Source organism: Pseudomonas sp. NPDC086581 (genome assembly GCF_044746165.1).
Classification (GTDB): domain Bacteria; phylum Pseudomonadota; class Gammaproteobacteria; order Pseudomonadales; family Pseudomonadaceae; genus Pseudomonas.
This window is the reverse complement of the sequence record NZ_JBIVBR010000003.1, coordinates 317,662-332,266: the sequence shown is the minus strand read 5'-3', so window position 1 is coordinate 332,266 and position 14,605 is coordinate 317,662. Positions and strand designations below refer to the sequence as shown.

Genomic DNA, 14,605 nt, shown 5'->3' with positions numbered 1-14,605 from the left:
CCTTTCGACACAGTCGGAGGGTTGGCCGTTGGGATGCATGGAGGCCTAACCCGACTTATCGAGGAACTATCATGTCCCAAGTCAATATGCGCGATATGCTGAAGGCCGGTGTGCACTTCGGCCACCAGACCCGTTACTGGAACCCGAAAATGGGCAAGTTCATTTTCGGCGCGCGTAACAAGATCCACATCATCAACCTCGAAAAAACCCTGCCGATGTTCAACGAGGCCCTGACCTTCGTTGAGCGCCTGGCCCAGGGCAAGAACAAGATCCTGTTCGTCGGCACCAAGCGTTCTGCCGGCAAGATCGTTCGCGAAGAAGCTGCCCGTTGCGGCATGCCGTACGTCGACCACCGTTGGCTGGGCGGCATGCTCACCAACTACAAGACCATCCGTCAGTCGATCAAGCGTCTGCGCGAGCTGGAAGTGCAGTCCCAGGACGGCACCTTCGCCAAACTGACCAAGAAAGAAGCTCTGATGCGCTCCCGCGATCTGGAAAAACTGGATCGCAGCCTGGGTGGCATCAAGGACATGGGCGGCCTGCCGGACGCTCTGTTCGTGATCGACGTTGACCACGAGCGCATTGCTATTACCGAAGCCAACAAGCTGGGCATCCCGGTTATCGGCATCGTCGATACCAACAGCAGCCCGGAAGGCGTTGACTATGTTATCCCGGGTAACGACGACGCCATCCGCGCCGTGCAGCTGTACCTGGGCTCGATGGCTGAAGCCGTCCTGCGCGGCAAGAATGCCGGCGGCGTGACTGCTGACGAGTTCGTCGAAGAAGCACCGGCCGAATCCGCCGAAGGCTGATTCCAGGACGTCCAGACGTCCTACGGTGAGCAGGAAGGGGGCTAGGCCCCCTTTTTGCCACCCTGAGAATTCCGCCCGGGTATCCGGGCGATCTGGTTTTGAGAACAACTCAAGAGGATTTCGAAATGGCAGAAATTACTGCAGCATTGGTCAAGGAACTGCGTGAGCGTACCGGCCAGGGCATGATGGAGTGCAAGAAGGCACTGGTAGCCGCCGAAGGCGATATCGAGAAGGCCATCGACGACATGCGCGCGTCGGGCGCCATCAAGGCTGCCAAGAAGGCTGGCAACATCGCCGCCGAAGGCGCCATCGCCGCCAAAGTGGCTGACGACGGCAAATCGGCCACCATCATCGAAGTCAACTCGCAGACCGACTTCCTGGCTCTGCAGGACGACTTCAAGAACTTCGTCGCTGCCAGCCTGGACAAGGCTGTTACCCAGAAGCTGACCGATGCTGCTCCGCTGATCGCGGAACAAGAGCCGGCCCGTGAAGCCCTGGTTGCCAAGTGCGGCGAGAACGTCAACATCCGTCGCCTGGCTCGCACCGAAGGCGAAGTGGTTGGCGCCTACCTGCACGGCCACCGCATCGGCGTTCTGGTCACCCTGAAGGGCGGCAACGCTGAGCTGGCTCGCGACATCGCCATGCACGTTGCTGCCAGCAACCCGCAGTTCCTCGATCCGTCGCAGGTTTCCGAAGAAGCCGTCGCCAAAGAGAAGGAAATCTTCCTCGCTCTGAACGCCGACAAAATCGCTGGCAAGCCGGAAAACATCGTCGAGAATATGGTCAAAGGCCGTATCTCGAAGTTCCTGGCCGAAGCCAGCCTGGTCGAGCAAGCGTTCGTCAAGGATCCGGAAGTCAAGGTCGGTGACCTGGCCAAGAAAGCCGGCGCTGAAATCGTTTCCTTCGTTCGCTTCGAAGTAGGCGAAGGCATCGAGAAAGTCGAAGCTGACTTTGCTGCTGAGGTTGCTGCTCAAGTAGCCGCTTCCAAGCAGTAATAGACAGTCTCACGACTGTCGCCCCGCAAGAGGCTGCCCGCTAACGCGCGCGGCCTCTTTGCCAAACTGGGGAAACCAAAAGGGGCGGTTTCCACGGCGCGGGCCCGCAAGGCGGGTTTAAGAGCGCCGTAAGGCTGGCTGGTCCAAGCTTTCCGCCAAGCGCCCGCAAGGCGCACAGCATTCAATCGCCGCAGGAGAAAAAGGTCATGGCTCAGCAGCTGAGCGCTCGTCAACCTCGCTATAAACGCATTCTTCTAAAACTGAGCGGCGAAGCCCTGATGGGCTCCGAGGAGTTCGGCATCGATCCAAAGGTGCTGGACCGCATGGCGCTGGAAATCGGCCAGCTCGTCGGTATCGGCGTGCAGGTCGGCCTGGTGATCGGTGGTGGCAACCTGTTCCGTGGTGCGGCGCTGTCCGCGGCCGGCATGGATCGCGTCACCGGCGACCACATGGGCATGCTCGCCACCGTGATGAACGGCCTGGCCATGCGTGACGCCCTGGAGCGCTCCAACATCACCGCCATCGTCATGTCGGCCATTTCCATGGTCGGCGTGACCGATCACTACGACCGCCGCAAGGCCATGCGCCACCTGAAGAGTGGCGAAGTGGTGATCTTCTCTGCCGGTACCGGCAATCCGTTCTTCACCACCGATTCCGCCGCCTGCCTGCGCGCCATCGAAATAGATGCTGACGTAGTACTCAAGGCGACCAAGGTGGACGGCGTGTACACTGCCGACCCGTTCAAGGACCCGAATGCCGAGAAATTCGAACGTCTGACGTACGATGAAGTGCTCGATCGCAAGCTGGGTGTGATGGACCTCACCGCCATCTGCCTGTGCCGGGACCAGAAAATGCCGCTGCGCGTGTTCAACATGAACAAGCCCGGCGCGCTGCTGAATATTGTTGTAGGTGGTGCTGAAGGCACCCTGATCGAGGAGGATTGAGATGATCAACGAGATCAAGAAGGAAGCGCAGGATCGTATGGGCAAAACCCTGGAAGCCCTGGGCCATGCCTTCGCCAAGATTCGTACCGGCCGTGCGCACCCGAGCATCCTGGATAGCGTAATGGTGTCCTACTACGGTTCCGACACTCCGCTGCGCCAAGTGGCCAACGTCACCGTGGAAGACTCCCGCACTCTGGCCCTCAGCGTGTTCGACAAGAGCATGATCCAGGCGGTCGAGAAGGCCATCATGACCTCCGACCTGGGCCTGAACCCGGCGACTGCCGGTACCACCATTCGTGTACCGATGCCGGCCCTGACCGAGGAAACCCGCAAGGGCTTTACCAAGCAGGCTCGCGCCGAGGCCGAGCAAGCCCGCGTTTCCGTGCGTAATATCCGTCGCGACGCCCTGGCTCAGCTGAAGGACCTGCAGAAAGAGAAAGAAATCAGCGAAGACGAAGAGCGTCGCGCTGGTGACGATGTGCAGAAGATCACCGACAAGTTCGTCGCCGAGATCGAAAAGGCCCTCGAGGCCAAGGAAGCGGACCTGATGGCCGTCTGACGGCCGGGCTCTCGTCATGGAAAAGACCAAGCAGGTGACGCCCGTGCCCCGGCACGTGGCGATCATCATGGACGGCAACAATCGCTGGGCGAAAAAGCGTCTGATGCCCGGTGTGGCCGGGCACAAGGCTGGCGTGGATGCCGTTCGTGCGGTGATCAAGACCTGCGCCGAGGCAGGCGTCGAAGTGCTGACGCTGTTCGCATTCTCCAGTGAGAACTGGCAGCGCCCGGCAGATGAGGTTGGTGCGCTGATGGAGCTGTTCCTCATGGCCTTGCGCCGTGAGGTGCGCAAGCTCAGTGCCAACGGCATCCGCTTGCGCATCATTGGTGACCGCAGCCGCTTCGCTCCCGAATTGCAGGCGGCGATGCGCGAGGCAGAGGCACTGACCGCCAAAGGCGGCAGCATGCTGTTGCAGGTGGCAGCGAACTACGGCGGCCAGTGGGATATCACCCAGGCTGCCCAGCGTCTCGCCCGTGAAGTACAGGCCGGCCATCTGGCGGCAGAGGAAATCACCCCGGAGCTGATCCAGGGCTGCCTCTCCACCGGTGACCAGCCGCTGCCCGACCTGTGCATCCGCACCGGTGGCGAGCACCGCATCAGCAACTTCCTTCTCTGGCAGCTGGCCTATGCCGAGCTGTATTTCTCCGATCTCTACTGGCCCGACTTCAAGCACGAAGCCATGCAGGCTGCGTTGCAGGACTATGCCTCTCGTCAGCGCCGCTTCGGCAAGACCAGCGAGCAGGTCGAGGCCGAGGCACCCCCGTCATGTTGAAACAACGAATCATCACGGCGCTGATCCTGTTGCCGATCGCGCTGGGTGGTTTCTTCCTGCTCGATGGTGCGGCGTTCTCGCTGTTCATCGGTCTGGTAGTCAGCCTCGGTGCCTGGGAATGGGCACGTCTGGCCGGTTACAACGAACAGTCCGCCCGCGTTGGTTACGCCGCCGTCGTCGCTGCGCTGATGCTGGTACTGGCCTGGCTGCCGCAACTGGCAGGTGCGGTGCTCGTGCTGGCTCTGCTCTGGTGGGTCCTTGCCATCGTCATGGTGCTGACCTATCCGGATAGCGCGTCGAGCTGGGGTGGGCGCTGGCGCCGCCTGCTGATCGGCCTGTTGATCCTGCTGCCGGCCTGGCAGGGGCTGGTCCTGCTCAAGCAGTGGCCGCTGTCCAACTGGCTGATCGTTGCCGTGATGGTGCTGGTCTGGGCTGCCGACATCGGCGCCTACTTCTCCGGCAAGGCCTTCGGCAAGCGCAAGCTCGCCCCGCGCGTCAGCCCGGGCAAGAGCTGGGAAGGCTTCTTCGGCGGCATGGCGCTGTGCCTGGCGATCACCGTCGCCGTCTCCATCTACCGCGATTGGACTGTCCGTGAGCTGCTCCTGGCGTTGCCATGCGCGGCCATCGTGGTGGCCCTGTCGGTCATTGGTGACCTGACCGAAAGCATGTTCAAGCGCCAGTCCGGCCTCAAGGACAGCAGCAACCTGCTGCCGGGGCATGGTGGCGTGCTGGACCGCATCGACAGCCTGACTGCAGCCATCCCGGTGTTCACCGCGTTGCTTTGGGCCGTGGGTTGGGGGACGCCGTGAGTCATCCGCAGTGGATCACCGTGCTGGGGGCGACCGGTTCGATCGGCCTCAGCACCCTCGACGTCATCGCGCGTCACCCTGATCGATATCGCGCCTTTGCGCTCAGCGGCTTTTCCCGGCTGGCTGAGCTTGAGTCGCTTTGCCTGCGTCATCGACCGCGGTTTGTCGTAGTGCCGGAGACAGAGCAGGCGCGTGCGCTGCAGGATCGCCTGAGTTCCGCGGGCCTCGAAGCCTGGGTGCTGGTCGGCGAGGCTGGCCTTTGCGAGATTTCCGCCCATCCCGAAGTGGACGCGGTGATGGCGGCCATTGTCGGTGCTGCTGGTCTGAAGCCTACTCTGGCAGCCGTAGAGACTGGCAAACGAGTCTTGCTTGCCAATAAAGAGGCGCTGGTGATGTCCGGCGCACTGTTCATGAATGCCGTGCGAGCCAGCGGCGCCGTGCTGCTGCCCATCGACAGTGAGCACAATGCGATCTTCCAGTGCATGCCGGCGGACTACGCCCGGGGCCTGGGGGAGGTCGGCGTTCGGCGCATCCTCCTGACCGCCTCGGGCGGCCCGTTCCGTGAAACCCCGCTGGAGCAACTGGCCCAGGTTTCGCCGGAGCAGGCCTGCGCACACCCTAATTGGTCGATGGGGCGAAAGATTTCCGTCGATTCGGCCAGCATGATGAATAAAGGTCTGGAGCTGATCGAGGCCTGCTGGCTGTTCGACGCGGCGCCGTCAAAGGTCGAGGTGGTGATTCACCCGCAAAGCGTTATCCACTCCCTGGTGGACTACGTCGACGGCTCGGTACTGGCGCAGTTGGGAAATCCGGATATGCGGACCCCTATTGCCCATGCCCTTGCCTGGCCGCAGCGGATCGATTCCGGCGTTTCGCCGCTTGACCTGTTCTCCATCGCCCGGCTGGACTTCAGTGCGCCCGATGAGCGGCGTTTCCCCTGCTTGCGCCTGGCGCGCCAGGCAGCCGAAGCGGGCGGCAGCGTGCCAGCGATGCTCAATGCAGCGAACGAGGTGGCCGTCGCGGCGTTCCTCGAGCAGCGCATCCGCTTCACGGATATCCCGGTTATCATCGACGAAGTGCTGAACCGCGAGGCACGCACGCCGGTCGAATCGCTCGATGCGGTGCTGGCGGCCGATCAGCGCGCACGCGGCGCTGCACAGGCGTGGTTGCAGGAACGCGGGCATTGAGCCCGAGGAGGTAGCGATGAGTGCCCTTTATATGGTGGTGGGACTGATTGTCGCCCTGGGCGTACTGGTCACCTTCCACGAGTTCGGACACTTCTGGGTTGCCCGCCGCTGCGGGGTCAAGGTCCTGCGTTTCTCCGTTGGCTTCGGCACGCCTCTGGTGCGCTGGCACGACCGCCACGGCACCGAGTTTGTCGTCGCTGCCATTCCCCTGGGCGGCTACGTGAAGATGCTCGATGAGCGGGAAGGTGATGTTCCCGCCGAGCTGCTCGACCGCGCCTTCAATCGCAAAACCGTATTCCAGCGCATCGCCATCGTGGCGGCGGGGCCGATCGCCAACTTCCTGCTGGCCATCCTGTTCTTCTGGGTCCTGGCCATGTTGGGCAGCCAGCAGATCAAGCCGATCATCGGCTCCGTGGTAGCGAACAGTCCCGCGGCGACCGCCGGCCTGGCGTCCGGTCAGGAGGTCGTGGCGGTGGATGGGGAGGCCGTTGACGGCTGGAGCGGCGTCAACCTGCAGTTGGTGCGCCGTCTCGGTGAAACCGGCGAGGTGAGCGTTTCGGTGCTGGAGCAAGGTTCGAGCGCTCCGGCCGTGCACCAGGTGCACATCAGCTCCTGGCTGAAGAGCGAAGATAATCCCGATCCCATCGGTGGTCTGGGCATTCAGCCATGGCGACCCGCTGTCGCACCGGTAATCGCCGAACTGGACGAAAAAGGACCTGCCAAGGCTGCCGGTCTGCAGATTGGTGACCGGCTCGTCAGTCTGGATGGCCAGTCGGTCACGGATTGGCAGGAAGTGGTCTCGCGTGTCCGCGCCATGCCTGAAGGTAAGGTGACGCTGGGCATCGAGCGCGCAGGCCAGCGCGAGGAGCTTGCCCTGACCTTGGCGGCCAAAGGCGAGGGTAAGGCCCGTACCGGCTACTTGGGCGCGGGTGTTGCGGGTGGCCAGTGGCCTCCGGAAATGCTCCGCGAAGTGAGCTATGGGCCGGTGGCAGCGGTGGGGCAGGCGCTCTCCCGAACCTGGTCCATGAGCCTGCTAACTCTGGATTCTCTAAAGAAAATGGTGCTCGGGCAGCTCTCGGTAAAAAACTTGAGCGGGCCGATAACCATTGCTAAAGTGGCGGGCGCTTCAGCCCAGTCCGGCGTAGGGGATTTTCTGCATTTCCTCGCCTATCTGAGCATCAGCTTGGGGGTTCTCAACCTGTTGCCGATTCCCGTCCTCGATGGCGGGCATCTGCTGTTCTACATGGTCGAGTGGGTGCGAGGTCGCCCACTGTCGGAGCGGGTCCAGGCTTGGGGGATGCAGATTGGCATCAGCCTGGTAGTCGGGGTCATGTTGTTGGCCCTGGTCAACGATCTGAGTCGACTGTAACCGCCCGTTGGTTTTCGGATCTGCCGCCCTTTGCGGCAGATTCTCTATTTGTCAGTTGGAATAAAAGGACTCCATGAAACGCTTTCTGCTTCCCGCGGCCCTTTCCGCGCTGATGATCGCCCAGGTTCACGCCGAGTCCTTCACTGTTTCCGATATCCGGGTCAACGGCCTGCAGCGCGTGTCTGCCGGCAGCGTGTTCGCGGCGTTGCCGCTGAACGTGGGCGAGCAGATCGACGATCGCCGCCTGGTCGAAGCGACCCGCTCGCTGTTCAAGACCGGCTTCTTCCAGGATATCCAGCTCAGCCGTGATGGCAATGTGCTGATCGTCAACGTGGTCGAGCGTCCGTCCATCTCCAGCATCGAGATCGAGGGCAACAAGGCCATCACCACCGAAGATCTGATGAAAGGTCTGAAGCAGTCCGGCCTCTCTGAGGGCGAAATCTTCCAGCGTGCGACCCTCGAAGGCGTTCGCAACGAGTTGCAGCGCCAGTACGTGGCGCAGGGCCGCTACTCCGCCGAGATCGAGACCGAAGTGGTGCCGCAGCCGCGCAACCGCGTCGCGCTGAAGATCAACATCAACGAAGGCACCGTGGCGGCCATTGCCCATGTCAACGTGGTGGGCAACACCGTCTTCTCCGAAGAAGACCTGACTGACCTGTTCGAGCTGAAGACCACCAATTGGCTGTCCTTCTTCAAGAACGACGACAAGTACTCCCGCGAGAAGCTCTCCGGCGACTTGGAACGTCTGCGTTCCTACTACCTGGACCGCGGCTACATCCACATGGATATCGCCTCCACCCAGGTGTCCATCACTCCGGACAAGAAGCACGTCTACATCACCGTCAACGTCAACGAAGGCGAAAAGTACACCGTCAGCGACGTGAAACTCTCCGGCGACCTGAAGGTGCCGGAAGATGAAGTGAAGAAACTGCTGCTGGTGAAGAAAGGCCAGGTGTTCTCCCGCAAGGTGATGACAACCACTTCGGACCTTATCACTCGTCGCCTGGGTAACGAGGGTTATACCTTCGCCAACGTCAACGGTGTTCCCGAGCCGAACGACGAGAACAAGACCGTATCGATCACCTACGTGGTCGATCCGGGCAAGCGTGCCTACGTCAACCGCATCAACTTCCGTGGTAACACCAAGACTGAGGACGAAGTACTCCGTCGCGAGATGCGCCAGATGGAAGGCGGCTGGGCTTCGACCTACCTTATCGACCAATCCAAGCAGCGCCTCGAGCGCCTGGGTTACTTCAAGGAAGTCAACGTTGAGACCCCGGCAGTTCCGGGCACCGACGACCAGGTCGACGTCAACTACAGCGTGGAAGAGCAGCCGTCCGGGTCGATCACCGCGAGTGTGGGCTTCGCTCAGAGCGCCGGTCTGATCCTTGGCGGCTCGATCAGCCAGAACAACTTCCTGGGTACCGGTAACAAGGTCAGCATCGGCCTGACCAAGTCCGACTACCAGACCCGCTATAACTTCGGCTTCGTCGACCCCTACTGGACCGTCGACGGCGTGAGCCTGGGCTACAACGCCTTCTACCGCAAGACTGACTACGACAAGCTCGATGTCGACGTATCCAGCTACTCGGTGAACAGCCTGGGGGCTGGGGTCAGCATCGGCTACCCGATCAGCGAGACATCGCGCCTGACATACGGCCTGACCGTACAACGCGACGAAATCGACACCGGTGCATATACCGTCGACGAGATCTTCGACTTCATCGAGAAGGAAGGCGACAGCTTCACCAACTTCAAGGCGTCCATCGGCTGGTCCGAGTCGACCCTGAACAAGGGCGTGCTGGCGAACCGTGGTCACTCCCAGAGCCTGGTGCTGGAATCCACCATTCCGGGCAGCGACCTGTCGTTCTACAAGCTCGACTACCGTGGCCAGATCTTCGCCCCGCTCACCGAGACCTACACCATGCGCTTCCATACCGAGCTCGGTTACGGCGGCGCCTACGGCGACACTGATCGTCTGCCGTTCTACGAGAACTACTACGCGGGTGGCTTCAACTCGGTGCGCGGCTTCAAGGACAGTACCCTGGGGCCGCGCAGTACGCCGAGCAAGGCGCGCAGCAACGGCGACGGTCCTGATGCGGACGGCCGCTACACCGACCCGGATCAGGATCCGCAGGCCTTCGGTGGTAACATTCTGATCACCGGCGGCGCCGAACTTCTGTTCCCGCTGCCCTTCGTGAAGGACCAGCGTCAACTGCGTACCGTGCTGTTCTACGACATCGGTAACGTGTTCGACACTGATTGCCCGATCTCCACTACCCAAGGTTGTGACGGCGTCAAGTTCCAGGACATGGCCATGTCCGCGGGTGTAGGTCTGACCTGGATCACCGCACTGGGCCCGCTGAGTTTCAGCCTGGCTACTCCGATCAAGAAACCGGATAACGCCGAAACCCAGATCTTCCAGTTCTCCCTGGGACAGACCTTCTAATTGGCCGTATCGTTGTAATGACAACCATGCTTTGTGCAGGAGTGCATTGTGCGTAAGTTGACCCAGTTCGTCCTGATCACCGCCGCCCTGGCAGCGAGCCCCGCGTTCGCCGACATGAAGATCGCGGTGCTCAACTATCAGATGGCACTCCTCGAGTCCGATTCGGCCAAGCAGTACGCCGTCGACGCCGAGAAGAAGTTCGGTCCCCAACTGACCAAGCTCAAGGCCCTTGAAACCGACGCCAAGGCCCTACAGGACAAGCTGGTCAACGGTGGTAGCAAGATGTCCAACGCCGAGCGTGAAAAGGCCGAGGGCGACTTCAAGCAGAAGGCTCGTGACTTCCAGTTCCAGTCCAAGGAGCTGAACGAAGCCAAGGCCGTTGCTGACCGCGATATGCTGAAGAAGCTGAAGCCGAAGCTGGACCAGGCTGTCGAGGAAACCATCAAGAAAGGTGGTTATGACCTCGTGGTCGAGCGTGGTGCCGTGGTCGACGTCAAGCCGCAGTACGACATCACCCGCCAAGTCATCGAGCGCATGAACCAACTGCGCTGATGATGACTGAGCTGTCCTTTACCCTCGCCGAACTGGCTGCGCAACTCGATGCCGAGTTGCGCGGCGATCCCGCTCAGGTGATCAGCGGGCTGGCTACCCTGCAGGATGCAGGCGCCGGTCAGTTGAGCTTCCTGGCCAATCCGCAGTACCGCAAGTTCCTCGAAGGCAGCAAAGCCAGCGCAATCCTGCTGACTGCCGCTGATGCCGAAGGCTTTACCGGCAATGCGCTGATCGTCCCCAATCCCTACCTGGCCTACGCCGGACTGTCCCACCAGTTCGACCGCAAGCCCAAGGCGCCGGTCGGCATTCATCCCACCGCGGTGGTCGATGAAGGCGCGCAGGTCGACGCGAGCGCCAGTGTCGGGCCTTATGCCGTGATCGAGGCCGGTGCGCAGATCGGTGCCAACGTCACCATCGGTGCCCACTGCTTCGTCGGTGCGCGCAGCGTGGTTGGCGACGGTGGTTGGCTTGCGCCGCGCGTGACGCTCTACCACGACGTGCGCATTGGCAAGCGCGTGGTGATCCAGTCCGGCGCCGTGCTGGGTGGTGAGGGCTTCGGCTTCGCCAACCACAAGGGCATCTGGCAGAAGATTGCCCAGATTGGCGGCGTGACCCTGGGTGACGACGTCGAGATCGGCGCCAACACCACCATCGACCGTGGTGCGCTGTCCGATACCCTGGTGGGCAATGGCGTGAAGCTGGACAACCAGATCATGATCGCCCACAACGTGCAGATCGGTGATCACACTGCCATGGCCGGTTGCTGCGGGATTTCCGGCAGCGCCAAGATCGGCAAGCACTGCATGCTTGCCGGCGGTGTTGGCCTGGTTGGCCATATCGAGATTTGTGACAACGTCTTCGTCACCGGGATGACCATGGTGACCCGTTCGATCACCGAACCGGGCTCCTACTCGTCCGGTACCGCCATGCAGCCTGCGGCTGAATGGAAGAAGAGTGCCGCGCGCATTCGTCAGCTGGATGACATGGCCCGTCGTCTGCAGCAGCTGGAAAAGCGCGTGGCCGCCGTGACCCCAAGTGGAGACGCTCCATCAGATGCGTGATCCACGCATTTTATGGCGTTTCCCTTTTCTGAACAGGCTCCCCTGAACATGATGGACATCAACGAGATTCGCGAATACCTGCCTCATCGCTACCCCTTCCTGCTGGTGGATCGGGTGGTCGAGCTGGACATCGAAGGCAAGCGCATTCGCGCCTACAAGAATGTCAGCATCAACGAGCCGTTCTTCAATGGCCACTTTCCCCAGCATCCGATCATGCCGGGCGTGCTGATCATCGAGGCCATGGCCCAGGCTGCCGGCATCCTCGGTTTCAAGATGCTCGACGTGAAGCCGGCTGACGGTACCCTGTATTACTTCGTTGGCTCCGACAAGCTGCGCTTCCGCCAGCCGGTGCTGCCGGGCGACCAGCTGCAGCTCAACGCCCAGTTCCTGAGCGTCAAGCGCGGCATCTGGAAGTTCGATTGCCATGCCACCGTCGATGACAAGCCGGTATGCTCGGCCGAAATCATCTGTGCGGAACGCAAACTATGAGTTTGATCGATCCTCGCGCCATCATCGACCCGCGCGCAAAGCTGGCTGACGACGTAGAAGTGGGCCCCTGGTCCATGGTCGGGCCAGATGTGGAGATCGGCGAAGGTACGGTGATCGGTCCGCACGTGGTGGTCAAAGGCCCCACGAAGATCGGTAAGAACAATCGGATTTTCCAGTTCTCCAGCGTGGGTGAAGATACCCCCGACTTGAAGTACAAGGGCGAACCGACTCGCCTGGTGATCGGCGACAACAATGTGATCCGCGAGGGTGTAACCATTCATCGCGGCACCATCCAGGATCGCTCGGAAACCACCATTGGTGACCACAACCTGCTCATGGCCTATGTGCACATCGGCCATGACAGTGTGATCGGCAACCATTGCATCCTCGTGAACAACACCGCGTTGGCGGGGCATGTTCACGTGGACGACTGGGCGATCCTTTCCGGCTACACCCTGGTGCATCAGTTCTGCCGCATCGGCGCCCACGCCTTCTCCGGCATGGGTACCACTATCGGCAAGGACGTCCCGGCCTATGTCACGGTCTTCGGCAACCCCGCCGAGGCCCGCAGCATGAACTTCGAGGGCCTGCGCCGTCGTGGTTTCAGCGCTGAGTCGATTCAGGCTCTGCGCCGGGCCTACAAGGTGGTCTACCGCCAGGGCCTGACGGTGGACGAGGCGCTGGCCGAGCTGGCTGAAGTCTCCGCGCAGTTCCCGGAAGTCGCGGTGTTCCGTGACTCCATCCAGAGCTCCACCCGCGGCATCACCCGCTGACCATGCAACCGACCGCACGCAAGCTGCGCGTCGCCCTGGTCGCGGGCGAGGCGTCCGGCGATATCCTCGGCTCCGGCCTCATGCAGGCGCTCAAGCAGCGTCACCCCGACATCGAGTTCATCGGTGTCGGCGGTCCGCGCACGCAGGCCGAAGGGCTGCAATCGCATTTCCCAATGGAACGCCTGGCTGTCATGGGCTTGGTCGAGGTACTTGGCCGCCTGCGCGAGCTGCTGCGTCGACGCAAGGACTTGGTGAAGATGCTGATCGCTGCCAAGCCGGACGTCTTCATTGGCATCGATGCGCCGGATTTCAATCTGACGCTCGAGTTGAAGCTGCGCCGCGCAGGCATTCGCACGGTGCACTACGTCAGCCCCTCCGTCTGGGCTTGGCGGCAGAAGCGTGTGCTGAAGATCAAGCAAGCCTGCGACCTGATGCTCGCGCTTTTTCCCTTCGAGGCGCGTTTCTACGAAGAGCATGCGGTGCCGGTGCGTTTCGTCGGCCACCCGCTGGCCAACACCATTCCGCTGGAAGCCGACCGCGCCGGTGCGCGCGAGCGCCTCGGTCTGCCGCATGACGCCAGCGTCGTCGCGCTCCTGCCTGGCAGCCGGGGAGGGGAGGTTGGCAAGCTCGGCGCGCTGTTCCTCGATACCGCCCAGCGCCTGCTTCAGGATCGCCCCGGCCTGCGCTTCGTGTTGCCTTGCGCGAGCCCCGAACGCCGCGTGCAGCTCGAAACGATGCTCGCGGGTCGCGATCTGCCGGTGCAATTGCTCGACGGTGCCTCCCACGAGGCGCTCGCCGCCTGCGACGCCGTACTCATTGCCTCCGGTACCGCCACGCTGGAAGCGCTGCTGTACAAGCGGCCAATGGTCGTCGCCTACAAGGTGGCGCCCATGACCTACCGCATCCTCAAGCGGCTGGTGAAGAGTCCGTACATTTCCTTGCCGAACCTGCTGGCCGGACGCCTGCTGGTGCCGGAACTGATCCAGGACGCGGCGACTCCCGAGGCGCTGGCCACTACCTTGTTGCCCCTGCTCGACGACGGCAGCGTGCAGACTGAACCCTTCGATGCCATCCATCGCGCGCTGCGCCAGGATGCATCCGCGCAGGCCGCCGAGGCGGTGCTCGCCTTGGTGGAGAAACGCTGATGCAGATGGGTCTGGACTTCACCCTGGTGGAAGAGCTGGTTGCCGGCGTCGACGAAGTCGGTCGTGGTCCGCTCTGCGGTCCCGTGGTAACCGCGGCGGTCATCCTCGATCCGGCTCGGCCGATCAAGGGTCTCAACGACTCGAAGAAACTCAGCGAGGCCCGCCGCGAGGCGCTGTTCGACGAGATTCGCGAGAAGGCCCTGGCTTGGTGCATCGCCCGTGCCGAGGTGCATGAGATCGACCAGCTGAACATCCTTCACGCCACCATGCTGGCCATGCAGCGTGCGGTGGAAGGTCTCAGCGTCACGCCGAGACTGGCTCTGATCGACGGCAACCGCTGCCCGAAGCTGAAGGTACCTTCTGCGCCGGTCGTGCAGGGCGACGCCAAGGTGCCAGCTATCGCCGCTGCTTCGATCCTGGCCAAGGTCAGCCGCGACCGCGAGATGCAGGAAATTGAAGCGCAGTACCCCGGCTACGGCATCGGGGGCCATAAGGGCTACCCGACGCCTGTGCACCTGGAGGCGCTCAAGCGTCTGGGCCCGACGCCCATCCACCGTCGTTCCTTCGGGCCGGTGCGCGCGTTGCTGGAAAACCCCGCCGGTATCCTGTAACACCCTGTTATTACTCTGGAATTCCTCGCGGCCAGGGTCTCGACGGTGACTTCAATCACCCGGCGCGACGGCTGGCCC

At 62.1% G+C, this 14,605-nt stretch carries 15 protein-coding genes; all 15 read left to right on the top strand.

Features of this window, described 5'->3' with window-relative positions:
* Positions 1-71 precede the first annotated feature (71 nt).
* Positions 72-812, top strand: coding sequence for a 30S ribosomal protein S2 (gene rpsB, locus ACIPK7_RS09085; RefSeq protein WP_045210003.1), 741 nt, complete (start codon positions 72-74; stop codon positions 810-812).
* Between the two features lie 125 nt (positions 813-937).
* Positions 938-1,807: a translation elongation factor Ts gene (gene tsf / locus ACIPK7_RS09080; protein WP_192431845.1), complete on the top strand. Its 870-nt coding sequence runs from the start codon at positions 938-940 to the stop codon at positions 1,805-1,807.
* A gap of 206 nt (positions 1,808-2,013) precedes the next feature.
* Positions 2,014-2,751: a UMP kinase gene (pyrH, locus tag ACIPK7_RS09075; protein ID WP_017521181.1), complete on the top strand. Its 738-nt coding sequence runs from the start codon at positions 2,014-2,016 to the stop codon at positions 2,749-2,751.
* Between the two features lies 1 nt (position 2,752).
* On the top strand, positions 2,753-3,310 hold the full coding sequence (gene frr, locus ACIPK7_RS09070) for a ribosome recycling factor (RefSeq protein WP_045210004.1): 558 nt from the start codon (positions 2,753-2,755) through the stop codon (positions 3,308-3,310).
* A 16-nt stretch (positions 3,311-3,326) separates the two neighbouring features.
* Positions 3,327-4,082, top strand: coding sequence for a polyprenyl diphosphate synthase (gene uppS / locus ACIPK7_RS09065; protein WP_192431846.1), 756 nt, complete (start codon positions 3,327-3,329; stop codon positions 4,080-4,082).
* Entirely contained in the window at positions 4,076-4,891 is an 816-nt protein-coding gene (locus tag ACIPK7_RS09060) for a phosphatidate cytidylyltransferase (RefSeq protein WP_192431847.1), read from the top strand. Before uppS ends, ACIPK7_RS09060 begins: the two co-directional genes overlap by 7 nt.
* The gene (ispC, locus tag ACIPK7_RS09055; protein ID WP_192431848.1) at positions 4,888-6,078 is read left to right on the top strand and encodes a 1-deoxy-D-xylulose-5-phosphate reductoisomerase; all 1,191 of its coding nucleotides are present in this window, start codon (positions 4,888-4,890) and stop codon (positions 6,076-6,078) included. Before ACIPK7_RS09060 ends, ispC begins: the two co-directional genes overlap by 4 nt.
* Before the next feature lie 16 nt (positions 6,079-6,094).
* Positions 6,095-7,447: a sigma E protease regulator RseP gene (gene rseP / locus ACIPK7_RS09050; RefSeq protein WP_401087247.1), complete on the top strand. Its 1,353-nt coding sequence runs from the start codon at positions 6,095-6,097 to the stop codon at positions 7,445-7,447.
* A 73-nt stretch (positions 7,448-7,520) separates the two neighbouring features.
* Entirely contained in the window at positions 7,521-9,896 is a 2,376-nt protein-coding gene (bamA, locus tag ACIPK7_RS09045; protein WP_192431850.1) for an outer membrane protein assembly factor BamA, read from the top strand.
* A 48-nt stretch (positions 9,897-9,944) separates the two neighbouring features.
* Positions 9,945-10,448, top strand: coding sequence for an OmpH family outer membrane protein (locus ACIPK7_RS09040; protein ID WP_045210010.1), 504 nt, complete (start codon positions 9,945-9,947; stop codon positions 10,446-10,448).
* Positions 10,448-11,509 carry a UDP-3-O-(3-hydroxymyristoyl)glucosamine N-acyltransferase gene (gene lpxD, locus ACIPK7_RS09035; RefSeq protein ID WP_401087244.1) on the top strand — a complete coding sequence of 354 codons (1,062 nt, stop codon included), beginning with the start codon at positions 10,448-10,450 and terminating at the stop codon, positions 11,507-11,509. The genes ACIPK7_RS09040 and lpxD overlap by 1 nt, the downstream gene beginning before the upstream one ends.
* Positions 11,510-11,557: 48 nt before the next feature.
* Positions 11,558-11,998: a 3-hydroxyacyl-ACP dehydratase FabZ gene (gene fabZ / locus ACIPK7_RS09030; RefSeq protein ID WP_081517895.1), complete on the top strand. Its 441-nt coding sequence runs from the start codon at positions 11,558-11,560 to the stop codon at positions 11,996-11,998.
* Complete coding sequence (gene lpxA, locus ACIPK7_RS09025) at positions 11,995-12,771, top strand: acyl-ACP--UDP-N-acetylglucosamine O-acyltransferase (RefSeq protein ID WP_192431852.1); 777 nt, start codon at positions 11,995-11,997, stop codon at positions 12,769-12,771. The genes fabZ and lpxA overlap by 4 nt, the downstream gene beginning before the upstream one ends.
* 2 nt (positions 12,772-12,773) lie before the next feature.
* Complete coding sequence (gene lpxB / locus ACIPK7_RS09020; RefSeq protein WP_401087242.1) at positions 12,774-13,916, top strand: lipid-A-disaccharide synthase; 1,143 nt, start codon at positions 12,774-12,776, stop codon at positions 13,914-13,916.
* Positions 13,916-14,527, top strand: coding sequence for a ribonuclease HII (rnhB, locus tag ACIPK7_RS09015; RefSeq protein ID WP_192431854.1), 612 nt, complete (start codon positions 13,916-13,918; stop codon positions 14,525-14,527). Before lpxB ends, rnhB begins: the two co-directional genes overlap by 1 nt.
* The last annotated feature ends 78 nt before the right edge of the window (positions 14,528-14,605 follow it).